This is a genomic window from Pseudomonas sp. S44 (assembly GCF_016624805.1).
Taxonomy (GTDB): Bacteria; Pseudomonadota; Gammaproteobacteria; order Pseudomonadales; family Pseudomonadaceae; genus Aquipseudomonas; species Aquipseudomonas machongensis.
In genome coordinates this window covers 54,632-78,866 of the sequence record NZ_JACVTY010000028.1, presented here as the reverse complement: position 1 = coordinate 78,866, position 24,235 = coordinate 54,632, and the positions used below count along the sequence as shown (strand labels likewise).

At 63.2% G+C, this 24,235-nt stretch carries 20 protein-coding genes; 8 read left to right on the top strand and 12 right to left on the bottom strand.

Annotated features, from left to right (window positions below):
• Positions 1-51: 51 nt before the first annotated feature.
• The 3 genes from IAE40_RS19805 to uvrD all read right to left on the bottom strand — a co-directional run bounded on the left by IAE40_RS19805 (position 52) and on the right by uvrD (position 3,774).
• Entirely contained in the window at positions 52-459 is a 408-nt protein-coding gene (locus IAE40_RS19805; protein WP_063541864.1) for an SMI1/KNR4 family protein, read from the bottom strand.
• A 115-nt stretch (positions 460-574) separates the two neighbouring features.
• Complete coding sequence (locus tag IAE40_RS19800) at positions 575-1,426, bottom strand: Tim44 domain-containing protein (RefSeq protein WP_054892980.1); 852 nt, start codon at positions 1,424-1,426, stop codon at positions 575-577.
• Between the two features lie 164 nt (positions 1,427-1,590).
• Entirely contained in the window at positions 1,591-3,774 is a 2,184-nt protein-coding gene (gene uvrD / locus IAE40_RS19795; RefSeq protein ID WP_054892979.1) for a DNA helicase II, read from the bottom strand.
• A 142-nt stretch (positions 3,775-3,916) separates the two neighbouring features.
• Between uvrD and IAE40_RS19790 the strand changes: the two genes are divergently transcribed.
• Complete coding sequence (locus IAE40_RS19790; protein WP_200603730.1) at positions 3,917-6,781, top strand: EAL domain-containing protein; 2,865 nt, start codon at positions 3,917-3,919, stop codon at positions 6,779-6,781.
• A 37-nt stretch (positions 6,782-6,818) separates the two neighbouring features.
• Here IAE40_RS19790 and zwf read toward each other — a convergent pair whose 3' ends face one another.
• Entirely contained in the window at positions 6,819-8,261 is a 1,443-nt protein-coding gene (gene zwf, locus IAE40_RS19785) for a glucose-6-phosphate dehydrogenase (RefSeq protein WP_197891715.1), read from the bottom strand.
• 104 nt (positions 8,262-8,365) lie between these two features.
• On the opposite strand from zwf, the gene hexR reads away from it, so the two are divergent.
• Together hexR and IAE40_RS19775 are read left to right on the top strand one after the other, a co-directional pair.
• Positions 8,366-9,232 carry a transcriptional regulator HexR gene (hexR, locus tag IAE40_RS19780; RefSeq protein ID WP_003253273.1) on the top strand — a complete coding sequence of 289 codons (867 nt, stop codon included), beginning with the start codon at positions 8,366-8,368 and terminating at the stop codon, positions 9,230-9,232.
• Between the two features lie 157 nt (positions 9,233-9,389).
• Complete coding sequence (locus IAE40_RS19775) at positions 9,390-9,608, top strand: PA3496 family putative envelope integrity protein (protein WP_081311761.1); 219 nt, start codon at positions 9,390-9,392, stop codon at positions 9,606-9,608.
• Here IAE40_RS19775 and IAE40_RS19770 read toward each other — a convergent pair.
• Positions 9,550-10,512 (bottom strand): LysR family transcriptional regulator, encoded by a 963-nt coding sequence (locus tag IAE40_RS19770; protein ID WP_325167288.1) that lies wholly within the window; start codon positions 10,510-10,512, stop codon positions 9,550-9,552. The two genes, IAE40_RS19775 and IAE40_RS19770, sit on opposite strands and share 59 nt — an antisense overlap.
• 189 nt (positions 10,513-10,701) lie before the next feature.
• Here IAE40_RS19770 and IAE40_RS19765 point away from each other — a divergent pair, with 189 nt between their 5' ends.
• Together IAE40_RS19765 and oadA are read left to right on the top strand one after the other, a co-directional pair.
• Entirely contained in the window at positions 10,702-12,117 is a 1,416-nt protein-coding gene (locus IAE40_RS19765; RefSeq protein ID WP_054892975.1) for an acetyl-CoA carboxylase biotin carboxylase subunit, read from the top strand.
• A gap of 11 nt (positions 12,118-12,128) precedes the next feature.
• On the top strand, positions 12,129-13,937 hold the full coding sequence (gene oadA, locus IAE40_RS19760) for a sodium-extruding oxaloacetate decarboxylase subunit alpha (RefSeq protein ID WP_054892974.1): 1,809 nt from the start codon (positions 12,129-12,131) through the stop codon (positions 13,935-13,937).
• Between the two features lie 149 nt (positions 13,938-14,086).
• Here the strand turns inward: oadA and IAE40_RS19755 are convergent, their stop codons facing one another.
• Genes IAE40_RS19755 through IAE40_RS19745 form a run of 3 tightly spaced genes read right to left on the bottom strand, consistent with a single transcriptional unit; the run spans position 14,087 to position 15,847 of the window.
• Positions 14,087-14,752, bottom strand: a complete 666-nt coding sequence (locus IAE40_RS19755; RefSeq protein WP_200603729.1) for a GNAT family N-acetyltransferase — start codon at positions 14,750-14,752, stop codon at positions 14,087-14,089.
• A 7-nt stretch (positions 14,753-14,759) separates the two neighbouring features.
• A complete protein-coding gene (locus IAE40_RS19750; protein ID WP_200603728.1) occupies positions 14,760-15,206 on the bottom strand; it encodes a GNAT family N-acetyltransferase in 447 nt (148 codons plus the stop codon).
• An 11-nt stretch (positions 15,207-15,217) separates the two neighbouring features.
• Positions 15,218-15,847 carry an FMN-binding negative transcriptional regulator gene (locus IAE40_RS19745; RefSeq protein ID WP_054892971.1) on the bottom strand — a complete coding sequence of 210 codons (630 nt, stop codon included), beginning with the start codon at positions 15,845-15,847 and terminating at the stop codon, positions 15,218-15,220.
• Positions 15,848-15,936: 89 nt separating this feature from the next.
• Between IAE40_RS19745 and pdxR the strand changes: the two genes are divergently transcribed.
• Entirely contained in the window at positions 15,937-17,463 is a 1,527-nt protein-coding gene (pdxR, locus tag IAE40_RS19740; protein ID WP_200603727.1) for a MocR-like pyridoxine biosynthesis transcription factor PdxR, read from the top strand.
• A gap of 86 nt (positions 17,464-17,549) precedes the next feature.
• Here pdxR and IAE40_RS19735 read toward each other — a convergent pair whose 3' ends face one another.
• The 4 genes from IAE40_RS19735 to aspA form a co-directional block, all read right to left on the bottom strand.
• The gene (locus IAE40_RS19735; protein ID WP_200603726.1) at positions 17,550-18,653 is read right to left on the bottom strand and encodes a polyamine ABC transporter substrate-binding protein; all 1,104 of its coding nucleotides are present in this window, start codon (positions 18,651-18,653) and stop codon (positions 17,550-17,552) included.
• A gap of 2 nt (positions 18,654-18,655) precedes the next feature.
• The gene (locus tag IAE40_RS19730) at positions 18,656-19,696 is read right to left on the bottom strand and encodes a histone deacetylase family protein (RefSeq protein WP_200603725.1); all 1,041 of its coding nucleotides are present in this window, start codon (positions 19,694-19,696) and stop codon (positions 18,656-18,658) included.
• A 167-nt stretch (positions 19,697-19,863) separates the two neighbouring features.
• Positions 19,864-20,856: an AraC family transcriptional regulator gene (locus tag IAE40_RS19725; protein ID WP_054892967.1), complete on the bottom strand. Its 993-nt coding sequence runs from the start codon at positions 20,854-20,856 to the stop codon at positions 19,864-19,866.
• A gap of 166 nt (positions 20,857-21,022) precedes the next feature.
• A complete protein-coding gene (aspA, locus tag IAE40_RS19720) occupies positions 21,023-22,447 on the bottom strand; it encodes an aspartate ammonia-lyase (protein WP_054892966.1) in 1,425 nt (474 codons plus the stop codon).
• Positions 22,448-22,628: 181 nt separating this feature from the next.
• On the opposite strand from aspA, the gene IAE40_RS19715 reads away from it, so the two are divergent.
• Complete coding sequence (locus IAE40_RS19715; RefSeq protein WP_054892965.1) at positions 22,629-23,570, top strand: LysR substrate-binding domain-containing protein; 942 nt, start codon at positions 22,629-22,631, stop codon at positions 23,568-23,570.
• 172 nt (positions 23,571-23,742) lie between these two features.
• The gene (purE, locus tag IAE40_RS19710) at positions 23,743-24,234 is read left to right on the top strand and encodes a 5-(carboxyamino)imidazole ribonucleotide mutase (protein WP_054892964.1); all 492 of its coding nucleotides are present in this window, start codon (positions 23,743-23,745) and stop codon (positions 24,232-24,234) included.
• Position 24,235: the final 1 nt, after the last annotated feature.

The following is a 24,235-nucleotide window of genomic DNA, read 5'->3' as shown; positions in this document are numbered from 1 at the left end:
CGATTCTACGAGTAGTTAATGGCGGTGTGCCATTATTTTGCGCATTCGGGTTCAGCTTTCCAGCCAGACGTCCCGCGCCCAGTGCCACACCGACTCCCAGCTTTCCTCGCCAACGATTTCTTCGTCGCCATCCCACAGCACTACCGTGCCGTCTTCCTCGACGCAGTAGTAACTGTCGCCGTCCTGGCAAAGGGGGATCAGGTCGCGTGGTACGCCGGCATCCCAGGCATTGGCGGCAACATCAGGCAAGTAGGTGTGCGACTGCGGGTCGGTGACAGTGACCGGCTCGAGGGAACCGTAGACCACGTCGCTGACGGTCAGCAGGAATTCCTTGAAGACGAAGGGAATGTTGATGAACAGCTGTTCTTCGATTTCGACCAGTTGGTCTTCGTCGGGAAGCTCCAGGGGCACGGGTACTGGCTCATTGGCTTCACGGAGTTGTTCGATCACTTCTTCCACAGTTCACTTCCTCTTACCTTGATGACAACGCTGCGCGTTATACCCTAGTAGCCCAGTGCGGCAAAAGCAAAAACCCCGGGACAGGCCCGGGGTTTTTCTGTGAAGCGCGTCAGAATCAGCCGTTCTGGCGGATACCGGCGAGCATCCAGGGCTGGTTCTCGCCCTGTGCACGCTCCATGTGCCAGCTTTCGCTGAAGGCCTCGCCCTGATCGAAGCGCGAGTTCTTCGATACGCCACGGAAGGTCAGGGTAGCGATGGTCTTGTCGGCGCGGTCGTCGACGCCTTCCAGCTGCACATCGAGGTCGTCGATGTAGGTGGACTGGAAGCCATCACCTTGTTCGGCACGCTCACGCTTGAGGAACTCGAGCATTTGCGGGGTAACGAACTCGGCGATCTTGTCCATCTCGTTCGCATCCCAGTGCTGCTGAAGCGTCTGGAAGTGGTTGCGGGCAGCGGCCAGGAAGCTCTGCTCGTTGAACCAGGCCGGGGCGTTGATGACTGGCGCGGCGGCGACAGGCGCGGCCGATCCACCGAAGATCGATTGCGCAGGCTGTTGTTGCACTTCACGCTGGTAAGGAGCGTGGCCGGCGGCTGCGGCAGCTTGCGGCTGCTGCTGGCGACGGCGCGCAGCGATGAAGCGGAAGACCAGGAAGGCGATCAGGCCCATGATCAGGAAGTCGAGGATCTGCATGCCCTGGAAGCCGTCTCCCATGAACATGGAGGCGAGCAGGCCACCGGCGGCGAGGCCGGCCAGAGGGCCCAGCCAGCGCGAAGCACCGCTGGCAGCGGCCGGTGCACGGCCTGGAGCGGTCGGCGCGGCGGCAGGCGTGGTTGGGGAGGCTTGGCGGGTCTGGTGCATAGGCGCAGCGCCCGAGCTCTTGCCACCGCCGAAGCGCTTGGCGTTGGCGTCGAGGCTCAGCGTCAGGCCGACGCAGAGCGCCAGTGCGATGCTAAGAAAACGTTGCATAAGATGGGATTTCCCGTTTTGTGGATTGCACGCGCGTCATGGTGCACATGATCTAGGAGACATGGCTAGCGCAAGAATGTTTCGAGCTTTTGCCTGATCCTGTAGTCCGCGTCTGAATCTGGCGTCTGAAAGAGCGTTGCAGGACGAGTCAGCGCGACTCGTCCTCAGATCGCTTCCAGCTTGGCATACCCCAGCATCAGCCACTTGCTGCCTTCGTCGAAGTTCACCTGCACGCGAGCCTGTGCCCCGGACCCTTCAAAGTTGAGGATGACTCCTTCACCAAACACCGAGTGCTGCACGCGTTGGCCAAGGCTGAACGCGGTCTGCGGAATGTTGGCGTTGGCGAACAGGCTGCTGGCCTGGGTCTGCGCACCGCCGAAAGGACGGCTGACCGAATTGGACAAGCGTACTTCCTGAACCAGACCTGCCGGAATTTCCCGTACGAAACGCGACACCTTGTTGTATGTCTCGCTGCCATACAGGCGCCGGGTCTCGGCGTAGGTCATGATCAGCTGGCGCATCGCGCGGGTGATCCCGACGTAGGCCAGACGGCGCTCCTCCTCAAGGCGGCCAGGTTCTTCCAGGCTCATCTTGTGCGGGAACAGGCCTTCTTCCAGGCCGACCAGGAACACGTAGGGGAACTCCAGGCCCTTGGCGCTGTGCAAGGTCATCAACTGCACACTGTCTTCGTGCTCGTCTGCCTGGGCGTCGCCGGCCTCCAGCGAGGCGTGACCGAGGAATGCCGACAGCGGCGAAAGGTCGGCATCTTCTTCAGTGGATTCGAAGTTGCGCGCAGCGCTGACCAGTTCCTCAAGGTTTTCCACCCGAGCCTGGCCCTTTTCACCCTTTTCTTCCTGGTGGTAGATGATCAGCCCGGACTGCTCGATGACGGTCTGGGTCATGGTGTGCAGTGGCATCTCCATGACCTTGGTCGCAAGGTTTTCCATCAACTCGATGAAGCCGCCCAGGGCACTGGCCGCACGGCCTTTGAGTGCTTTGGCAGCGAGCAGCTGGCACATGGCATCCCACATCGACAGCTGGCTGTGGCGGGCATGTTCGCGGATCGCTTCGACCGTCTTCTCGCCGATGCCGCGTGGCGGAACGTTGATCACCCGCTCGAGTGCTGCATCGTTGCCGCGGCCTTCGAGCAGACGAAGGTAGGCCATGGCGTTCTTGATCTCGGCGCGCTCGAAGAAGCGCTGGCCACCATAGATGCGGTAGGGGATGCGCTCACGCAGCAGGGCTTCTTCGAGCACCCGCGACTGGGCGTTGGAGCGATAGAGGATGGCGATGTCGCTGCGCGAGTTGCCGTCCTTGATGACGCGCTCGATGCTTTCGACCACGTAGCGTGCTTCGTCGTGCTCGTTGTATGCCGCGTACAGGGTGAGGGGTTCGCCTTCGCCCAGATCGGTCCAGAGCTCCTTGCCCAGACGCCCGCTGTTATTGGCGATCAGGGCGTTGGCGGCCTTGAGGATGCCACTGGTGGAGCGGTAGTTCTGCTCCAGGCGGATCAGTTCGGCGTCGGGGAAGTCGGCGGTGTATTGATGGATGTTCTCGATCTTCGCACCGCGCCAGCCATAGATCGACTGGTCGTCGTCGCCCACAGCCATCAGGCTTTCGCCACCGCCGGCCAGCAGGCGCAGCCAGGCATACTGCACGGCGTTGGTGTCCTGGAATTCGTCCACCAGCAGGTGGCGGAAACGGCGCTGGTAGTGCTCGAGCAGGCCAGGGTTGTCGCGCCACAGGTCGAGAGCGCGCAGCAGCAGCTCGGAGAAGTCGATGACCCCGGCGCGCTCGCAGGCCTGCTCATAGGCTTCGTAGATGCCGCGCATGGTCGCCAGGAACAGGTCGCCGCTGGCCTGGATGTGCTGCGGGCGCAGGCCTTCGTCCTTCTGGCCGTTGATGAACCACTGGGCCTGGCGTGCCGGCCAGCGCTGCTCATCCAGGCCCATCTCGCGGATCACTCGCTTGATCAGCCGCTGCTGATCGTCGCCGTCGAGGATCTGGAAATTCTGCGCCAGGCGCGCTTCCTGCCAGTGGGCACGCAGCAGGCGGTGGGCCAGGCCGTGGAAGGTGCCGACCCACATGCCAGCCGGGTTGATGCCCAGCAACTGCTCGATACGGTGACGCATCTCCGCGGCAGCCTTGTTGGTGAAGGTCACCGACAGAATCGAATGCGGCGAGGCCTGTTCGACCTGGATCAGCCAGGCGATGCGGTGCACCAGCACGCGGGTCTTGCCAGAGCCGGCGCCCGCGAGCACCAGTTGACGCCCACGCGGGGCTGCTACGGCCTGGCGTTGGGCATCGTTGAGGGAATTGAGCAGTAGGGAGAGGTCATCAGTGTGCATCCGGCCATTCTAGGTTGGCGCGGGGGCTGCGGGCAAATGGTCGGGCATTTGTGAAATCATGACATACAGCAGTTTGGCCTGGCCTCGCGCTTGTGTATGCTCCGTGCACGTTCGCGGCTGACCATTATAAGAACACTGCCATATGACCCAGAATTGCGTGGTGATCGACGCATCACCCGAATCGACAAGGAGCGTTCGCAGGCAATTCGCAACCCAGCTCTCCATCGAGCGGACCCGCCTGCTTTACCAGGGCTCCTTGCTGCCCACCCTGTTCATGTTGCTCAACGGCCTGCTTTGCGCCTGGCTGCTGTGGAGCCCTGCCCGCTATCTGCTGGTCGGCGTGTGGATGGTCTGGTTACTGGCGCTGGTGGCCTTGCGGGTGATCCAGGTGGCGGCCTTCGATGCGGCCTCGCCGGAGCGTCAGGCCAAGCCGACCTGGTGGCGGATGTTTCTGGGTGGTTCGGCCTTCAGTGGCCTGACGCTTGGCTGTGCCGCCCTCGCGCTGGTACCGGTGGACAGTTTCGTCCAGCAGGCCTGGGTTTTCGGCCTGCTGGGCGCAGCGGCGCTGTCGGCGAGCGTCGCCTACGCGGTCAGCCTGCCGGCCTTTCTCAGCTTCGTGTTACCCGGCCTGTTGCCGCCGATCGGATTTCTGTTCTTTTATCAGGACGGGTTGCAGCGCGGCTGGGGCTGGCTTGGCCTGATCCTGCTCGGAGCCCTGATGGTGGTGGCCTGGCAGGTCAATCGTCTGATCGAACGCGGTCTGCTTCGGCGCTTTCAGAACCAGGCACTGATCGAGCATCTGCAGGGTGCGCAACGCCATGGCGAGCAATTGAACCAGGCCTTGAGCGCAGAGATCCGCCACCGTTGTCACGCCGAAGAGCAATTGCGCCAAGCGCAGGCCGGCCTCGAGCTGCGGGTGAGCGAGCGAGGCCGGGAGCTGGCGCTTGCCACCCAGGCCCTGGGTGCCAGCGAGCAGCGCCTGAGCCTGGCGCTGGAGGCTAGCGAACTGGGGCTATGGGACTGGGACCTGCAAACCGACGAAGTCCATCACACCCAGCTGCATGCCTTGTTCGGCCTGGAGCCTGGGCAGGTGCGCTCGGTGCGTGCCGACCTCAAGCCGCGCTTGCATCCCGACGATCTGCCGCTACTGCGTCGCACGCTGGTCGAGCACCTCAAGGGCCGCAGCGACGACTATCGCGTCGAATACCGGGTGCGCCACACGCAAGGTCGCTGGTGCTGGATCGAGGACCGGGGACGGGCGGTCGAGCGTGATGCCGACGGCAAGGTCCTGCGCATGCTGGGTACCCGTCGTGACATCACCGCACAGAAGGAACAGGAAGAACAGCAGCGGCTGGCTGCCACCGTGTTCGAAGCGGCGAGTGAAGGCATCGCCATCCTCGATGCGCACTACCAGTTGCTGGCGGTCAACCAGCGATTCTGCGATCTCACCGGCTACGGGCGCGAAGACCTGATCCTGCGTGACCTGCTGGAGCTGCCCTGCAGCCGCGACGCCCGTCGGCACAGCCAATCGATTCACCAGGCCCTCGAGCAGCAAGGGCGCTGGGAGGGCGAGCTGGTCGAGGCGCGCAGTAATGGCGAGCTCTACCCGCAATGGTTGCAGCTCAATGGCGTGAGCGATGGACGGGGCAACATCAGCAATATCGTGGCGTTCTTCACGGACCTGTCGGCGCGCCGTGAGTCGGAGGAGCGCCTGCGCTATCTGGCCCACTACGATGACCTCACAGGCCTTGCCAACCGAGCGCTGTTCCGTCTGCGCCTGCATGAGGCGGTGCAGCGTGTGCGCCTGAACGGCCGCAGCCTGGCGCTGCTGCATGTCGATCTGGACCGCTTCAAGCTGCTCAATGAAAGCCTGGGGCACGAACTGGCCGACCAGTTGCTGAAGAAAATGGCCCAGCGCCTGGCCAATGCGGTGCCGGAGGCCGACACCGTGGCACGTATCTCCGGCGACGAGTTCGCCGTGCTGTTCGATGGCTACAGCAATCTTTCCAGCCTGGTGCGGGTCACCACACGCCTGCTCGACAAGCTGCGGGTGCCGCAGCGAGTGGGCGGTCATGAGGTGGTGATCAGTGCATCGGTGGGCATCAGTGTGTTGTCGGAGGCCACTTTCGACCTCAACGCTTTGGTCAGTCAGGCCGACATGGCCAAGCAACACGCCAAGCACCTGGGGGGCGACAGCTTCCAGTTCTATACCGAAAGCCTGCGTGCCAGCACCCTGGAGCGCCTGCAACTGGAAAACGATCTGCGCAAGGCTCTCGACGAAAACCAGCTGCGGGTCTACTTCCAGCCCAAGCTGTGCCTGCGTTCCGGCCGCCTGCATGCCGCCGAGGCGCTGGTGCGCTGGCAGCATCCGCAGTGGGGCATGGTGCCGCCAGGCGAGTTCATCGGGCTGGCCGAAGAAACCGGGTTGATTGCGCCGATGGGGGAGTTCGTCCTGCGTCAGGCGTGTTGGCAGGCATGTGAATGGTTGCGCCAGGGTTGGGAGATCCGTGTGTCGGTCAACCTGTCGGTCTACCAGTTGCGCCAGGGCAAGGTGGTCAGCCTGGTGCGTCAGGTACTGCAGGAGACCGGACTGGCGCCGCACCTGCTGGAGCTGGAGCTGACCGAAAGCCAGTTGCTCGACAATGTCGAGCACATCATCGCCACCTTCCAGCAACTGCACGCATTGGGCGTGAAGCTGGCGATCGACGATTTTGGTACCGGCTATTCATCGCTGAGTTACCTCAAGCGCTTTCCGGTGGACTACGTGAAGATCGACCAGGCGTTCATTCGGGGCCTGCAGGAGGGCAGCCAGGATGCCGCGATCATCCGGGCAATCATCGCCATGGCCAAGAGCCTGGGGCTGGAGGTGGTGGCCGAGGGGGTGGAAACCCAGGAGCAGCTGGCATTCCTGCGTGAACAGGGGTGCGACGAGGCGCAGGGTTACCTGATCAGTCGACCGATCGATGCCGCAGCGTTCAAGACGTTGCTGGAGCGCTCGCGAAGATGACCTGCGCCCCGGCGGCAAGTGCCGGGGCAGGAGATGGTCAGAGGTGCCAGTGTCGGCCCTGATGCGCGAGGAGGCTGTTGGCCTGCTCCGGCCCATTGCTGCCTGCCGGGTAGGTCCGCGGTGCCTGGAAGTGTTCCTCCCAGCCTTTGAGGATCGGGTCGATCCAGGCCCACGCAGCCTCCACTTCATCGCGGCGCATGAACAGCGTCGAGTCACCATCCAGTACATCCAGCAGCAGGCGCTCGTAAGCTTCCCAGCGGCGTGTCTGGGCGAAGGCCTGGGCCAGGTTCAGGTCCAGCTCGACCGGCGCCAGGCGCATGCCGCGGCCGGGGCTCTTGGTCATCATGCGCAGGCTGATGTGCTCGTCGGGTTGCAACTGGATCAGCAGTTGGTTGACCTGGCCGCCGGCGAACAGCTCATGGGGCACCGGTTTGAACTGGATGACGATCTGCGACGAGCGCCTTGCCATGCGCTTGCCGGTGCGCAGGTAGAACGGCACGCCGGCCCAGCGCCAGTTCTCGATATGGGCCTGCACGGCGACGAAGGTTTCGGTGTCGCTGTCGTTGTCGACATCCTTCTCGAAGTAGTAGGCCGGGACCTCCTGGCCGCCGATCTTGCCGGCGCCGTACTGGCCGCGCACGGTCTTGTCCTGCACGTCCTGGCCGGTGATCGGGCGCAGCGCACGAAGGATCTTCACCTTCTCGTCGCGCACCGCCTCGGCCTCGAATTGTGCCGGTGGCTCCATCGCCACCAGGCAGAGCAGTTGCAGCAGATGGTTCTGCAGCATGTCGCGGGTAGCGCCGGCGCGATCATAGTAGGCGCCGCGGTTCTCGACCCCGAGGGTTTCGCAGACGCTGATCTGCACATGATCGACCTGGCTGTTGCGCCATACAGGCTCCAGCAGGGCATTGGCGAAGCGCAGGGCCATGAGGTTCTGCACCGTCTCCTTGCCCAGGTAGTGATCGATGCGAAACACCTGGGATTCGTCGAATACCGCGCCGATGGCTTCGTTGATCGCCGTGGCCGACTCCAGTGAATGGCCGATGGGCTTTTCCAGCACGATGCGCGCTTCGCTGTCGGCAAGCCCGGCCAGGCGCAGGTTGTTGGCGATGGGCACGAACAGGTTGGGGGCGGTGGCGAGATAGAAGATCCGGGTCAGGCCACCGGGCTCGCCGAGGTAACGGGCCAGGCGCCCGAAATCGGCGCCTTGGGAGGCGTCCATGGCGAAGTAGTCAAGGCGTGCCGAGAAGCGCTGCCAGACCTCCTCGTCGAAGTCGTTGCGGGCGATCTGCGCCCGGCAATGACGCTCGGTGAGCTTGAGGTAGTCGTTGCGCGGCAGGGGGCGGCGGGCCAGGGCGATGATCCGCACGGCGTTGTGCAGGCGACCCTCGCGGTAGAGCTGATAAAGCGCCGGCAGCAGCTTGTGCAGGGCCAGGTCGCCCGTGCCGCCGAAAACCAGAATGTCGCAAGGGATACTCAAGCCACCACTCTCCCACGTTCGTTTAGCTGGGCGGTCAGCCGGTCATGTAGTATAACTACAAGATAGCTACATCCCGGCCAGCCGATCATAACCGAGTCCAGCCTGTGAATCTGTTGCAACATATCGCTCAATCGCGCCACCTGCTGCGCAAATCGGAACTGAAAGTGGCCGATCACGTGCTGCTTGATCCGGCTGCCGTCATGCACAGCTCGATGGCCGATCTTGCCCACAGTGTTGGTATCAGCGAGCCGACCATCGTGCGTTTCTGCCGCGCCATCGGCTGTTCGGGCTTCCAGGACCTCAAGCTCAAGCTGGCGCAAAGCCTGGCGGCGGGCGCCAGCTTCGGCCAGTTCGCCATCCATGAAGACGATTCGGTCGCCGACTACAGCCTGAAGATTTTCGACACCACCTTGCACACGCTGATGGAAGTGCGCGAGCACCTCGACCCGCAGGCGCTGCAGCAGGCGGTAAGTGCCATGGCCCAGGCGCAGCGCGTGGAGTTCTATGGCTTCGGGGCTTCCGGTGCGGTCGCCGCCGATGCCCAGCACAAATTCTTCCGCCTGCTGCTCAGCGCCGCAGCCTATTCCGACCCGCACATGCAGGCGATGTCGGCGGTGACCCTCAAACCGGGTGATGTCGCCGTGTGCATCTCGCAGTCGGGGCGTTCGAAAGACTTGCTGATCACCGCCAACCTGGTGCGTGAAAGCGGCGCCAATCTCATCACCCTGTGCCCGAGCCAGACGCCGCTGGCGGAGCTGTCGACCGTCAACCTGGCGATTGATGTACACGAAGACACCGAGATCTACACCCCGCTGACTTCGCGCATTGCCCACCTGGTGGTGATCGACGTGCTGGCGATGGGCGTGGCCATGGCCCGTGGCCCGAGCCTGGTCAACCACCTCAAGAGCGTCAAGCGCAGCTTGCGCAGCCTGCGCTTGTCGCCCAAGTCGATCAAGGCTACCGACGACTGATCGCGCTGCCACCGCACCGGCCGCTGTGGGAGCGGGTTTACCCGCGAAAGGGCCGGTACGGGCAATTAAAATTCACGATTCTGTCACCATTTCTCAGCCAAACCGTAAACCCTCGGGGCCACCCTGAAGCTCCCGCACCCGATCTGGGAGACAGGCAATGGCAAACGATCATTTCGGTTCGTACCAACCCAACGCCAAGGCTCGCAAGCAGGCTGAGAAGGATCAACGTCGCATGGAATATCGACGTGCGATCGAAAGCTACTGCGACCAGCGTCAACTGTTGCGTGATATCGCCGACTACCCTGAGCTGCAAGACATCACGGTATGGCAGGTGGCGTCGGCGGCTTCCCAGAAAATCGCTCCACAAGCCCGCTGATTTTCGCGCGTTCGCTACGAATGAACGCATGAAATGCCAAGGCCACCGGCGATTGCCGCTTGGCCTTGGACTGCACCACGCACCAGCTGCGGTACAGCGGCAGTTCCTCGACGGGCAATTCCCTGAGCATCCCGGTGGCCAGCTCCATGTTCACTGCATGGCGAGTCAGCAGGGCGATGCCCAAACCGGCGATCACGCATTCGCGCTGGGCGTCGGCCGAGGCCACCTCCAGGGTCTGGGTGAAGTGCACGCGCTTGTCCTTGAAGTACTCCTCGCAGGCTTTGCGCGTGCCCGAGCCTTGTTCGCGGATGAGCAGGGTATGAGGCTCCAGGTCCTGCAGGCGCAAGCGGTCGAGCTTGCACAACGGGTGTTCCGGTGGCGCCACCGCGATGATCGGGTTGTTGAGAAACGGCAGGAACTCCAGGCCCATGTCCTGCGGCACCATCGACATGATGATCAGGTCGTCGCGGTTGTCGGACAGGCGTCGGATGGCCTGGGCGCGATTGACCACCGTGAGGGTGAGGTTGACCTCCGGGTGTCGTTGCTTGAAGGCGGCGAACAGGTGTGGCACGAAGTACTTCGCACTGGATTCGATCGCCAGTTTCAATTGCCCCTGCAGTGAGCCCTGCATGTCCGACAGCTGCATGTCGAGGTTTTCCAGGCGCCCGAAGATGTCGCGGCTGGCACGTTGCAGTGCCTCGGCGGCTTCGGTCAGGTAGAGCTTTTTGCCGACGTACTCGAACAGCGGCTGGCCGACCAGCTCTTCGAGCTGGCGGATCTGTAGACTTACGGCGGGTTGCGTAAGCGCCATCTCTTCTGCCGCGCGGCTGTACGAGCGCAAATCACACACTTCGTTAAAGATCTGCAGCTGACGCAAAGTCATACGCATCAAGGACTTACGCATTTATCCCCAGGCTCCGGCAAAACCTTGTTACCCCACTATAAGCTTTTGCTAATACAGCCCCTAACAAATATTGATTTTTGTTTATTCACCGGTGGCGCTAGTTTGAAGGTGCGACTGGCCAGCGACGTCTGGTCACGCGCCGACCGGTGTAACCGGATCGTCTGTTCCTACGGCTTTGGGAAGACTCCAGTGATAAAAAAAATCCTGATCGCCAACCGGGGTGAAATCGCAGTTCGGATCGTGCGTGCCTGCGCCGAGATGGGCATTCGCTCTGTCGCGATCTTTTCCGACGCCGACCGTCATGCCTTGCACGTCAAGCGCGCCGACGAGGCCTACAGCATCGGTGCCGAGCCTCTGGCCGGTTACCTGAACCCGCGCAAGCTGGTGAACCTTGCTGTGGAAACCGGCTGTGACGCCCTGCATCCGGGCTACGGTTTTCTATCGGAAAACGCCGAACTTGCGGAAATCTGCGCCGAGCGTGGCATCAAGTTCATCGGCCCTGCCGCCGAGGTTATCCGTCGCATGGGCGACAAGACCGAAGCGCGCCGCACGATGATCCAGGCCGGTGTCCCGGTGACCCCAGGTACCGAAGGCAACGTGGCCGACATCCACGAAGCCCTGAGCGAAGGCGAGCGCATCGGTTATCCGGTGATGCTCAAGGCCACCTCCGGTGGCGGCGGGCGTGGTATTCGCCGCTGCAACAGCCGCGAAGAGCTGGAACAGAACTTCCCGCGGGTGATTTCCGAAGCCACCAAGGCGTTCGGTTCCGCCGAGGTGTTTCTCGAGAAATGCATCGTCAATCCCAAACACATCGAGGCGCAGATTCTCGGTGACAGCTTCGGCAACGTGGTGCATCTGTTCGAGCGCGACTGTTCGATCCAGCGCCGCAACCAGAAGCTCATCGAAATCGCCCCGAGCCCGCAGCTGACGCCGGAACAGCGCGCCTACATCGGTGACCTGGCCGTACGGGCCGCCAAGGCAGTCAACTACGAGAACGCCGGTACCGTGGAGTTCCTGCTCGCCGATGGCGAGGTGTACTTCATGGAGATGAACACCCGAGTGCAGGTGGAACACACCATCACCGAGGAAATCACCGGCATCGATATCGTGCGTGAGCAGATCCGCATCGCCTCGGGCCTGCCGCTGTCGGTCAAACAGGAAGACATCCAGCATCGCGGCTACGCGCTGCAGTTCCGGATCAACGCCGAAGACCCGAAGAACAATTTCCTGCCCAGCTTTGGCAAGATCACCCGTTACTACGCTCCCGGCGGTCCGGGCGTACGTACCGATACGGCGATCTATACCGGCTACACCATTCCACCGTTCTACGACTCCATGTGCCTGAAACTGGTGGTCTGGGCGCTGACCTGGGAAGAAGCCATGGACCGTGGCCTGCGAGCCCTGGATGACATGCGCCTGCAGGGGGTCAAGACCACCGCCGCGTATTACCAGGAAATCCTGCGCAACCCGGAATTCCGTAGCGGCCAGTTCAATACCAGCTTCGTGGAAAGCCATCCGGAACTGACCAACTACTCGATCAAGCGCAAACCCGAAGAGCTGGCCCTGGCCATCGCCGCCGCCATCGCTGCCCACGCAGGCCTGTGAGGAATTCAACAATGTCCAAGAAAATCCATGTAACCGACACAATCCTGCGCGACGCCCACCAGTCCTTGCTGGCCACCCGCATGCGCACCGAAGACATGCTGCCGATTTGCGAAAAGCTCGACAAGGTCGGCTACTGGTCGCTCGAAGTCTGGGGCGGCGCGACCTTCGACGCCTGTGTGCGCTTCCTCAAGGAAGATCCGTGGGAGCGCCTGCGCCAACTGCGCGCCGCGCTGCCCAACACGCGCCTGCAAATGCTGCTGCGCGGTCAGAACCTGCTGGGCTACCGCCATTACAGCGATGATGTGGTCAAGGCCTTCGTGGCCAAGGCTGCAGTCAATGGTATCGACGTATTCCGTATTTTCGACGCCATGAACGATGTGCGTAACCTTCGCGTGGCCATCGAAGCGGTGAAGGCCGCCGGCAAGCATGCCCAGGGCACCATCGCCTACACCACCAGCCCCGTGCACACCATCGAGGCCTTCGTGAACCAGGCCAAGCAGATGGAAGCCATGGGTTGCGACTCTGTAGCGATCAAGGACATGGCCGGCCTGTTGACGCCGTACGCCACGGGCGAGCTGGTCAAGGCGCTGAAAGCCGAGCAGTCGCTGCCGGTGTTCATCCACTCCCATGACACCGCCGGCCTGGCCGCCATGTGCCAGCTCAAGGCTGTGGAGAACGGCGCCGACCATATCGACACCGCCATCTCCAGCTTCGCCTGGGGCACCAGCCACCCAGGCACCGAGTCGATGGTTGCCGCGCTCAAGGGCAGCGAGTTCGACACCGGGCTGGACCTGGAGCTGCTGCAGGAAATCGGCCTGTACTTCTACGCCGTGCGCAAGAAGTACCACCAGTTCGAGAGCGAGTTCACCGCCGTGGATACCCGCGTGCAGGTCAACCAGGTACCGGGCGGGATGATTTCCAACCTGGCCAACCAGCTCAAGGAGCAGGGCGCCCTCAACCGTATGAACGAAGTGCTGGCGGAGATCCCGCGCGTGCGCGAAGACCTCGGCTTCCCGCCGCTGGTCACCCCGACCTCGCAGATCGTCGGCACCCAGGCGTTCTTCAACGTGCTGGCCGGTGAGCGCTACAAGACCATCACCAACGAAGTGAAGCTGTACCTGCAAGGCGGCTACGGCAAGGCGCCAGGTGTGGTTGACGAGAAGCTGCGCCGCCAGGCGATCGGCAGCGAAGACGTCATCGATGTGCGCCCGGCCGATCTGCTCAAGCCGGAAATGGCCAAGCTGCGTGCCGAGATCGGCAGCCTGGCGCACAGCGAGGAAGACGTGCTGACCTTCGCCATGTTCCCGGACATCGGACGCAAGTTCCTCGAAGAGCGTGAAGCCGGAACCCTCAAGCCCGAAGCCTTGCTGCCAATTCCGGAAGCCGGTGCTGCAGCCTCCGTGGGAGGTGAGGGTGTACCGACCGAGTTCGTCATCGACGTGCACGGCGAGACCTACCGCGTCGACATCACCGGCGTGGGCGTCAAGGCCGAAGGCAAGCGTCACTTCTACCTGTCCATCGACGGCATGCCGGAAGAAGTGGTGTTCGAGCCGCTCAACGATTTCGTCGGCGGCGGCAGCAGCAAGCGCAAGCAGGCCAGCGCGCCGGGTCACGTCAGCACCACCATGCCGGGCAACATCGTCGATGTGCTGGTCAAGGAGGGCGATGTGGTCAAGGCCGGGCAGGCAGTGCTGATTACCGAAGCCATGAAGATGGAGACCGAAGTGCAGGCGGCCATCGCCGGCAAGGTCGTTGCCATCCACGTGGCCAAGGGCGACCGGGTGACCCCGGGCGAGATCCTGATCGAGATCGAAGGCTGAGCGACAGCCTTCGACTGACAAGCGGTTTACCTCATGGGGAGCGGTTGCTCCCCTTTTTTTATGTTGGGTTCAAGGCCCGATCGCGGGGCACCCCGCTGGGTCTGGAATTGGCGGGGTACCTGTGGAAGCGGGCTTGCCCCGCGATTGCGTCAGGCCAGGCGACACGCTTCCAGGGTTTTCACCTGACCTTCAGGCCGCTGGTTCTCCACGCTCAACCAGCGCTCGAACCCCGCCGCCACTGCTGGCCACTCCCCGTCGGTGATCGAATACCAGGCGGTGTCGCGGTTCTGGTCCTTCACCACCATGTGCTGGCGGAACACGCCTTCGAAGACAAAGCCGAAGCGCAGCGCCGCGCGCTTGGAGCGGGCATTGGCATCGTTGCATTTCCACTCCAGGCGCCGATTGCCCAGCTCGAAGCCGAGCTTGCTCAACAGGTAGACCGCCTCGGTGCCTTTGGGCGTGCGCTGCATGGCCGCGCCAAAGGCGATGTGGCCGATTTCGAAACGTCCCTGCTCGGGGACGATCGACATGTAGCTGAGGATGCCCTGCACCTGCCCGTTGTGTTTGTCGATGACGCTATAGAACAGCGGATCGCGGCCCGCTGCGTTGCCTTGCAGCCAGCGGTCGAAGTCGGCGCGTTCGGCGAACGGGCCATAGGGCAGGTAGTTCCACAGCACCGGGTCCGATCCCGGGCCTTGCAGGACTTCCCACAGGTCGTCGCCATGGCGCGCCGGGTCGAGTTTCTCCAGGCGGATGAAGCGGCCATCGAGGTGGGAGGCGTCCGGTGTCGCAGCGGGTTTCCAGTTCAGGGTCATGGTCGGCCTACAGTGCTTTGCGAAATTGAATGAAGCCCGGACGCTCGGCGACCTGCTCGTACAGGCTGATGGCCGTGGCGTTGGTCTCGTGGGTCAGCCAGTGCACCTTGATGCAGCCAGCGGTCTTGGCGGCGGCGTAGACGTGTTCGATCAGCTGGCGGCCGATACCCAGGCCGCGCTGCTCGCCGTCGACGTAGAGGTCTTGCAGGTAGCAGGAGTTCTCGATGCTCCAGTTGGAACGATGATAGATGTAGTTGACCATTCCCACCGCTTTGCCATCGACCCAGGCGAGGGCCGAGTGGGTGGGTTCGCTGGGGTCGAGCAGGCGCTGCCAGGTATTGGCCGTGACCTCTTCGGCGAGGGTGGTCTGGTAGAAGCGCAGGTAGGCCTGCCACAGGGGCAGCCAGGCGGCGTGGTCTTCGAGAGTGACCGGGCGCAAGGTGACGTTGGACATGGTGGTTTCCTTCAAAGCGAACGCATCTGCGTCGCGAGTTGGTTGTCGAGTGGATCGGGGCTGTTGGCCAGGCCTTCGCGCACGCCTTGGACATCTTCGGCGCTGCGGTTCTGGCTGAGCTTGCGGGCGCCCTGGATGCGGGTGATGGGCAGGCGGATGCCGACGATGGCGCGGAGCATGCCGTCGATGTAGTCGGCGGGGGCGTCGGCGACCTTCCAGGGGGTGGCGCGGCCTTGTTCATGCAGGTCGGTCAGGCGGCTGACGATCTCCAGCAGGGGCGCCGGGTCATGGATGACCTCGACCGGCCCGTGGGCATGCACCGCCACATAGTTCCACGTGGGCACCACCTTTGGATTCTCCAGCTTGCTCGGGTAGTAGCCGGGGCTCACGTAGGCATCGGCGCCCTGGAAAACCAGCAGGGCTTCACCGCCTCGCTCCAGGTCCTGCCACTGGTGGTTGGCGCGGGCCAGGTGGCCGTATACCGTACCGAACTCGCCTTCGCGGGTGTCCACCAGCACTGGCAGGTGGGTCGCCAGCAGGCCGTGCTCTCCGTGGCTGACCAGCGTGGCAAGGCGCGTCTGCAGCATCTGCTGGTGCAGACGTTGGAGATCGTGTTCCTGATGAGGCTTGGCGTTGTACATGGCGAAGTCCTTGTTTGATGACATCATCCTAGGCAGGCTATTGGTTCTGTGTAAGAGCCATTTACCGCTGATTTGACAGGTCCAATGTCATGAGTGAGCGTCCTCTCGTTTTGCCTTTCGACCCCGCCGGCATTGTGCTGGACCGCCGCCGTGGCCTCAGCCAGCAGCTCTACCAGGCACTGCGCGCGCGGGTGCTGGACGGCCGGCTGAGCAGTGGCACGCGGCTGCCGGCCACTCGTGACCTGGCTTCGGTGCTGGCGCTGTCGCGCAACAGCGTGGTGCGTGCCTATGACCAGTTGTACGCCGAAGGCTTCATCGAAAGCCGAGTCGGGGATGGCACCTATGTGAGTCGGCTGCCAAAACTGTCCACACAGTTATCAACAAGGTTATCCCAGGGGTTATCAACAGAGTTATCCACATTTTCGCCCGATGACACTGAGGATTTATCCAGTTCAACGCGCTCCAGCGCTCCCTTGGAGCGCTTGAAATCACACCATCTTTCACCGCCCAGAGCCGGGGCTCCGAGGGCTTTTCGGGTCGGTATTCCCGCGTTCGATCTGTTCCCGTTCGACGTCTGGGCCAAGCTGCAAGCGGGTTTCTGGCGTGATCCCGATCCTGCGCTGCTCGGTTACGGCGACCCGGCCGGGGAGCCTGTGCTGCGCGAACTGATTGCGGCCTACATGCGTCGCTCGCGAGGGCTTTCGTGCACCGCTGAACAAATTGTGATCACCAGTGGTGCACAGCAGGCCATCAGCCTTTGTGCACAGCTGCTGCTGCAACCGGGCGAGGAGGTGGCTGTGGAAAACCCGGGCTATCGCGCCGCCGGCCATGCCTTTGCCCTGGCCGGAGCGAAGGTGCGCGGTGTGGCGATAGACGAGGAAGGGCTGGTGTGCGAGCAGCTCGCCCAGTTGCGCGACTGTCGCCTGGCCTACGTGACGCCTGCGCACCAATACCCCACCGGCGTCACCATGAGCCTGGCGCGACGCTTGTCGTTGCTGGCCTGGGCCGAACGCCAGGATGGCTGGATCATCGAGGACGATTACGACGGCGAATACCGCTACAGCGGCCCACCGCTGGCCCCCCTTGCAGCGCTGGACCGCCAGCAGCGGGTGATCTACGTCGGCACCTTCGGCAAGATCGCCTTCCCCGCGTTGCGCCTGGGTTACCTGGTGCTGCCGCCGCGACTGGTGCAGGCCTTCAGCCAGGCGCGTGCATTGGCGGTGCGGCATTCCGAAGTCGGGACGCAGTGCGTGATGGCGCAATTCATGGCTCAGGGGCACTTCCAGCGGCATATACGCCGCATGCGTCGAGCGGCGCTGGCGCGGCGCAATGTGCTCAAGGCCGGCTGGCCGCTGGATGTGCCGGGGCTGGGCGCAATGCCGGAAGTGGCGGCGGGACTGCATGTGAAAGTGGATGTGGATAACTTCGCGCGGGAGCAAGCGCTGGTGGCCAAGGCCGAGGCGGTGGGAGTGGAAGTGCATCCGCTGAGTGCTTACTGGCTGGAAGACAGCGAGGTGCCTGTGGACAAGCGGGCAGGGCTGGTGCTGGGTTTCGCTGCGGTGCCCGAGGAGGAGATTGCCGGGGCGTTGATGCGATTGCGCCGGGCCTGGCGATAAGGCGTTGGATCGCGTTGTCTGTTTCGCGGGCAAGCCAGCTCCTACAAAGAACCTGTAGGAGCGGGCTTGCCCGCGAAGCAGGCGGCTCAGGTACCGGACTTGATCCGCGTCCAGGCCCGAGTCCTTGCCCGTTCGGCTTCTTTGCTCAGCGGCTTGAGGGTATACAGCGTGGTCATCGCTTCAGCCGTCGGGTACAGGTTCGGGTTGTTGCGAATCTGTGGGCTGACCTTTTCCGTCGCGTCCTTGTTCGGGTTGGGGTAGCCGACGAAGTCGCTGATCGGCGCGATCACCTCGGGGCGCAGCAGGTAGTTGATGAAGGTGTGGGCGTCGTCCGGGTTCGCTGCATTTTTCGGAATGGCCAGCATGTCGAACCAGATCGGCGCGCCTTCCTTGGGCAGGCGCATGTCCACCACTACACCATTCTTGGCTTCGCGCGCACGGTTGGCGGCCTGCGAGAAGCTGCCGGAGTAGCCCACTGCCACGCAGATGTCGCCGTTGGCGATATCGGCCATGTACTTCGAGGAATGGAAGTAGGTGACGTGCGGGCGGATCTTCATCAGCAGCGCCTCGGCCTTCTTGTAGTCCTCAGGCTTGTCGCTGTTGGGTGACAGGCCCAGGTACTGCAGGGCCAGCGGCAGGATTTCCGACGGTGAATCAAGCAGCGCCACGCCGCACTGCTTGAGTTTGGCGATGTTCTCTTCCTTGAAGATCAGGTCCCAGCTGTCCACCGGTGCGTTGTCACCCAGCGCGGCCTTCACCTTGGCCGGGTTGAAGCCGATCAGGATGGTGCCGTACATGTAGGGCACGGCGAACTTGTTGCCTGGGTCGTTGGCCTCGATCAGCTTCATCAGCGTTGGGTCCAGGTGCTGCCAGTTCGGCAGCTTGCTGCGGTCCAGAGGTTGGAAGACCCCAGCCTCGATCTGCTTGGCGAGGAACACGTTGGAGGGCACTACCACGTCATAGCCGGAGTTGCCGGTCAGCAGCTTGGCTTCCAGTGCTTCGTTGGTGTCGAAGATGTCGTAGATCAGTTTGACCTGGGCATCCTTCTGGAAGTCGACCAGGGTCTGCGGAGTGATGTAGTCGAACCAGTTGTACACCCGCAGGGTGCGTTGTTCGGCATGGGCCTGAATGCCGCTGGCCAACAGGCCGGCAGCAACGAGCGGGGCTAACAGACGCTTGAATGGATGCATGATCAGGCTCCTGGCTGGGCGCGCTGGAACCCTTCCAGCACATTGACCGCATTGATGCCGATTTCCTCGACGGCATAGCCACCTTCCATCACGAACAGGGTCGGCTTGCCGAGTTGGGCGATGCGCTTGCCCATCTCCAGGTAGTCCGGGCTGTCGAGCTTGAACTGGGAGATCGGATCGTCCTTGAAAGTGTCCACGCCGAGCGACACCACCAGCACATCGGCGTCGAAGTTGGCAATGCGTTGGCAGGCGTCTTCGAGGGCGGCACTCCAGGTGGCCCAGTCGCTACCTGCCGGCAGAGGATAGTTGACGTTGCAGCCCTCGCCTGCGCCCACGCCGGTTTCGTCGGCGTAGCCGAGGAAGAACGGGAATTCGTCGGTCGGGTCGCCGTGGATCGAGGCGAAGAACACGTCGTTACGGTCGTAGAAGATGTCCTGGGTGCCGTTGCCGTGGTGGTAGTCGACATCGAGGATCGCGACCTTGCGCCGGCCTTGGTCGAGGAAGGCCTGGGCTGCGATGGCGGCGTTGTTCAGGTAGCAGTAGCCGCCCATCACTTCGGCGGCAGCGTGGTGCCCTGGCGGACGGCACAGGGCAAAGGCGGCATGGGCGCCGCTCTGGATCGCGGCCTGCCCGGTCAGTGCGACTTGCGCTGCGCTGTAGGCGGCCTGCCAGGTACCGGCGGTGATCGGCGCGCCGCCGTCGAAGCTGTAGTAGCCCAGTTCGCCGTGCAGGCCGGTGGGTTTGATCTGGCGCAGGGTACGTGCTGGCCAGGTGAAGGGCAGCAGGTCGCCCTCCTGGTTCATGGCCGCCCAGCGCGCCCAGGCGCCTTCGAAGAAGTCCAGATAGGCGGCGCTGTGGATGCGCAGCAGCGGCGCGCGGCCGAAGTCGGTCGGGCCCTGAATGGGGCCGAGGTCGCGGTGCTGGACGCGGGCGAGCACATGGTCGGCGCGCGAGGGCATCTCGAAACACGGCATCAGCTTGCCGTCGATCAGCTCGCAGCGGCCGTGGTGCAGGCGATGGTCATCGGAATAGATCGTCAGCATTTGTTGTTCTCCGAAGGTGACTGGCGTGGGTCCATTGTGGTGGGCGGGCCAGGTGGAGAGAACGTTGCAAACGGCCAAAAGGGGATCGATATGGCCACTGGCGATGGCCGTATCGGGTGGTTTGGGGATATTTCCGGCCTATTGCCCCGCGGCTGGACGGGTGCCGGCTACCCCCGAAAATGGCTGGGCGCCACGCCACTCCAGCGCTGGAACGCGTGTCGGAAGCTTGCCGTCTCGCTGAATCCCAGGGTTTCGGCGATCCGGTAGATCGGCATCTGGTCTTCGGCGAGCAACTGTTTGGCCCGTTCGAAGCGCAGCTCATCGAGCAGCTGTTGATAACTGCTGCCCAACGCCTGTAGGTGTCGCCGCAAGGTGCGCGACGAGCAGTTCATCTGCCGCGCCAGGCCCTCGAGCCCAGGCGCCGCATCGAGCTGTTGCATCAGCAGCTGGCGAATGCGCCCCAGCCAGGCCTGGCGGCCAGTGAACTCCAGGTTCAGGCGCCTGCAGCGTTCGGCCATGGCTTTGTGGGTGATGGGGTCGGCCAGGGGCAGTGGCATATCGAGCCAGCGCCGTTCGAAGGCAAAGGCGTTGTCTCGCGATTCGAAGCCCGTCGGGCAGGGGAATGCACCGGCGTAGAGCAGATGGTAGGCAGGGCGTGCGTGTTCGAAGCGTGCGGCCAGCAAGGGTAGCGGCCGGCCGAGCAGGTCATCGCAGATGACTTTCAGCGAGACCAGGCAGAATTCGGCATTGAACGCTGCCAGTGCCGGCCCCTCGCGATAATCGCTGGCGCTCAGCCAGACACGCTGGCCATCGTCGACCAGGCGCAACTGGAAGATTGTTCCCAGCAGTGCCGGATAACGCAGCGCCAGGCGCAGGGCGTCACCCAAAGTGGCACTCGAGAGCAAGGCGTAACCGAGCATGCCGTAGCACGACACATGCATCCGCCGCCCCAGCTCCAGGCCGATCTCCTCGCGTCGGGCGACTGCATTGGCACACACCTGCAGCTCTTGCTGGGTGGTGATGCGCGCATCGGGATGGCCCAGGTCTGCCGGGCCTATGCCGCTGCCGGCGAGCAGTTGCGAGGCGGTACAGCCCTCTTCCTGGAAGACGTTGAGAATCAACGAAACCGCGTTGAGGGTGGTGAGGTGGCTGTGCAGCATGCTCGGCATCCCGTGGGGGTGAGGGGCATTATCGAGCAAGGAGTGTGCCGGGAACCGTTTGCAGGTGCTGGGCATAAAAAAAGGGCCCGGAGCGTGCGCTCGGGCCCTTGAAAGGTTGAGAGGTGTCTAGTCCCTCGACCTGGTGAGACAGGTTGCAGCGGTCGGGTTACGCCTTCAGCGGAACCAGACGTGGAGCGATCATGTTTTCCGGGCGGAGGATGTCGTTGAGCATCGCTTCGTCCAGCAGCTTCTCTTCGCGCACCAGTTCCAGCACGCCGCGGCCGGTTTCCAGGGCGACGCGGGCGATACGGGTGGCGTTTTCGTAGCCGATGTACGGGTTCAAGGCGGTGACCAGGCCGATCGAGTGCTCGACCAGTTCACGGCAGCGCTGTTCGTTGGCAGTGATACCGACGATGCAGTGCTCGCGCAGCATGTCCATGGCGCGCTGCAGCAGGCGGATCGAGTCGAAGATCTTGTAGGCGATCAGCGGTTCCATCACGTTCAGCTGCAGCTGGCCACCTTCGGCGGCGACGGTCAGGGCCAGGTCGTTGCCCATGATGGCGAAGGCGACTTGGTTGACCGCTTCCGGGATCACCGGGTTGACCTTGCCTGGCATGATCGAGCTGCCTGGCTGGCGCGCCGGCAGGTTGATCTCGTTGATGCCGGTGCGCGGGCCGCTGGACAGCAGGCGCAGGTCGTTGCAGATCTTCGACAGCTTGACCGCGGTGCGCTTGAGCATGCCGGAGAACAGCACGAAGGCGCCCATGTCGGAGGTGGCTTCGATCAGGTCGGCCGCCGGAACCAGCGGCTGGCCGCTGATGGCTGCCAGGCGTTGTACCGCCAGGGCCTGGTAGCCCGGGTCGGCGTTGATGCCGGTGCCGATGGCGGTGCCGCCCAGGTTGATTTCGGTGAGCAGTTCCGGTGCCAGCGAACGCAGACGGTTGAGGTCTTCGGTCATGGTGGTGGCGAAGGCACGGAATTCCTGGCCCAGGGTCATCGGCACGGCGTCCTGCAGCTGGGTACGGCCCATCTTCAGTACGTGGCTGAACTCTTCACCTTTGGCAGCGAAAGCCTGGATCAGGCTGTCGAGGCTGGCCAGCAGGGCGTCGTGGCCCAGCAGCAGGCCGAGGCGGATGGCGGTCGGGTAGGCGTCGTTGGTCGACTGCGCCATGTTCACATCGTTGTTCGGGTGCAGGTACTGGTACTCACCCTTCTGGTGACCCATGGCCTCCAGTGCGATGTTGGCGATGACCTCGTTGGCGTTCATGTTGGTAGAAGTACCAGCACCGCCCTGGATCATGTCCACCACGAACTGCTCGTGGAAGTCGCCACGGATCAGGCGGGCACAGGCCTCGCTGATGGCGGCGTGCTTGGCATCGCTCAGGTGCCCCAGCTCACGGTTGGCGTCAGCAGCGGCCTGCTTGACCATCGCCAGGCCGACTACCAGTTTCGGGTAGTGCGACAGCGGAACGCCGGAGAGGTGGAAGTTGTTGGCAGCGCGCAGAGTCTGGATGCCGTAGTAGGCATCGGCAGGGACTTCAAGGGTACCAAGCAGGTCTTTTTCGACGCGGAACGATGCAGCGGAGGACATGACGGATATCATCTCGATTTAAACCCGGCACCTGCCGGAATGCCGCCAATCCTAGGCCTCGGCAGATTTTGCGGCCAATGCTGTTAGGCGCTAACCTATGCACAAACGGCATACGGTTTGATGTGACGCCGATTGACAATCGAGCGTGTTCCATTTTGGTGCACGCCTGCGGAGCTTCTCGATGAACCTTGAAAGCAAGTGGCTGGAAGACTTCAGTGCCCTGGCCTCCACACGCAGTTTTTCCCAGGCGGCGGAGCGCCGCTTCGTGACGCAGCCGGCCTTCAGTCGACGCATCCGCAGCCTGGAAGCGGCATTGGGGCTGACCTTGGTGAATCGTTCCCGCACGCCGATAGAGCTGACTGAGGCGGGTCAGCTGTTTCTCGTTACCGCGCGTACCGTTGTCGACCAGTTGAGCGAAGTTCTCCGCCATTTACATCATCTGGAAGGTGGTCAGGGCGAGGTGGTCCAGGTCGCGGCGGCGCACTCGCTGGCGTCCGGCTTCTTCCCGCGCTGGGTGGCCCAGTTGCGCAACGACGGCATGAACATCGCCACCCGTCTGGTGGCCACCAACGTGGGCGATGCAGTGCATGCCTTGAGGGAAGGTGGCTGTGACCTGATGCTGGCCTTTTACGACCCTGACGCCGCCTTGCAGATGGATGCCGAGATCTTCCCATCGTTGCACATGGGCACCACCGAAATGCTGCCCGTCTGTGCCGTCGGGGCCGATGGCAAGCCGCTGTTCGACCTGGAAGGCGAGGGCAGCGTGCCGCTCCTGGCCTACAGCGCAGGGGCATTCCTCGGGCGATCCGTCAGCCTGCTGCTGCGCCAGCGCAACCTGCGCTACACCACGGTGTACGAAACGGCGATGGCCGACAGTCTCAAGAGCATGGCGCTCGAAGGCATGGGTATCGCCTGGGTGCCGCGCCTGTCGATGCGCGGCGAGCTGGAGCGTGGCGAACTGGCGATCTGCGGCTCCAGCCAGTGGCACGTGCCGCTGGAGATTCGCCTCTACCGCTGCGCCCTGGTGCGCAAGGCGAACGTGCGCCTGCTGTGGCGCAAGCTCGAAGGTGGAGCGCTGGCGGGTGCAGTTGACTCGAAAGTCAGTCAAAGCCCCGAAAAATAAGGCCGACAGTTGGTCGCCAGGGGTGCCTCGAATGCCTAACGTTACGGTATACTGCGCGGCCCCTCGACTGGATCGATCCGGTCATGATCAGCAAACAAGCCACGCCGGTCGTCCCGCGTGGCTTGTTGTTTTTTGACGGCGCCCAAGGGCGCACAAGCGAAGAGGCTCGACGATGAGTGCACTGGTTGGCGTGATCATGGGCTCCAAGTCCGATTGGTCCACCCTTAGCCACACCGCCGATATGCTGGAAAAACTCGGCATTCCCTACGAGGTGAAGGTGGTGTCCGCCCACCGGACCCCGGACCTGCTGTTCCAGTACGCCGAAGAGGCCGAAGGCCGCGGCATCGAGGTGATCATCGCCGGCGCCGGTGGCGCTGCGCACCTGCCGGGCATGTGCGCCGCCAAGACGCACCTGCCGGTGCTGGGCGTACCTGTGCAGTCCTCGATGCTGTCGGGTGTCGATTCACTGCTGTCGATCGTGCAGATGCCAGCCGGCATCCCGGTTGCCACCCTGGCCATCGGCAAGGCTGGCGCGATCAACGCCGCGCTGCTGTCGGCAAGCATCCTGGGTGCCAAGCACCCGCAGTACCACGCGGCGCTCAAGCAGTTCCGCGCGGAGCAGACCGAAACCGTCCTGGACAACCCGGACCCCCGCCAGGCTTGAG

Bases quoted from the DNA above. Each gene is read 5' to 3' on its own strand.
- uvrD (WP_054892979.1), bottom strand. From the start codon at position 3,774: ATGCACACTGATGACCTCTCCCTACTGCTCAATTCCCTCAACGATGCC.
- IAE40_RS19725 (WP_054892967.1), bottom strand. From the start codon at position 20,856: ATGCTGCACAGCCACCTCACCACCCTCAACGCGGTTTCGTTGATTCTC.
- pdxR (WP_200603727.1), top strand. From the start codon at position 15,937: ATGAGTGAGCGTCCTCTCGTTTTGCCTTTCGACCCCGCCGGCATTGTG.
- IAE40_RS19770 (WP_325167288.1), bottom strand. From the start codon at position 10,512: ATGCGTAAGTCCTTGATGCGTATGACTTTGCGTCAGCTGCAGATCTTT.
- IAE40_RS19790 (WP_200603730.1), top strand. From the start codon at position 3,917: ATGACCCAGAATTGCGTGGTGATCGACGCATCACCCGAATCGACAAGG.
- IAE40_RS19715 (WP_054892965.1), top strand. From the start codon at position 22,629: ATGAACCTTGAAAGCAAGTGGCTGGAAGACTTCAGTGCCCTGGCCTCC.
- IAE40_RS19800 (WP_054892980.1), bottom strand. From the start codon at position 1,426: ATGCAACGTTTTCTTAGCATCGCACTGGCGCTCTGCGTCGGCCTGACG.
- IAE40_RS19745 (WP_054892971.1), bottom strand. From the start codon at position 15,847: ATGTACAACGCCAAGCCTCATCAGGAACACGATCTCCAACGTCTGCAC.
- IAE40_RS19755 (WP_200603729.1), bottom strand. From the start codon at position 14,752: ATGACCCTGAACTGGAAACCCGCTGCGACACCGGACGCCTCCCACCTC.
- oadA (WP_054892974.1), top strand. From the start codon at position 12,129: ATGTCCAAGAAAATCCATGTAACCGACACAATCCTGCGCGACGCCCAC.
- aspA (WP_054892966.1), bottom strand. From the start codon at position 22,447: ATGTCCTCCGCTGCATCGTTCCGCGTCGAAAAAGACCTGCTTGGTACC.
- IAE40_RS19775 (WP_081311761.1), top strand. From the start codon at position 9,390: ATGGCAAACGATCATTTCGGTTCGTACCAACCCAACGCCAAGGCTCGC.
- IAE40_RS19750 (WP_200603728.1), bottom strand. From the start codon at position 15,206: ATGTCCAACGTCACCTTGCGCCCGGTCACTCTCGAAGACCACGCCGCC.
- IAE40_RS19730 (WP_200603725.1), bottom strand. From the start codon at position 19,696: ATGCTGACGATCTATTCCGATGACCATCGCCTGCACCACGGCCGCTGC.
- purE (WP_054892964.1), top strand. From the start codon at position 23,743: ATGAGTGCACTGGTTGGCGTGATCATGGGCTCCAAGTCCGATTGGTCC.
- IAE40_RS19735 (WP_200603726.1), bottom strand. From the start codon at position 18,653: ATGCATCCATTCAAGCGTCTGTTAGCCCCGCTCGTTGCTGCCGGCCTG.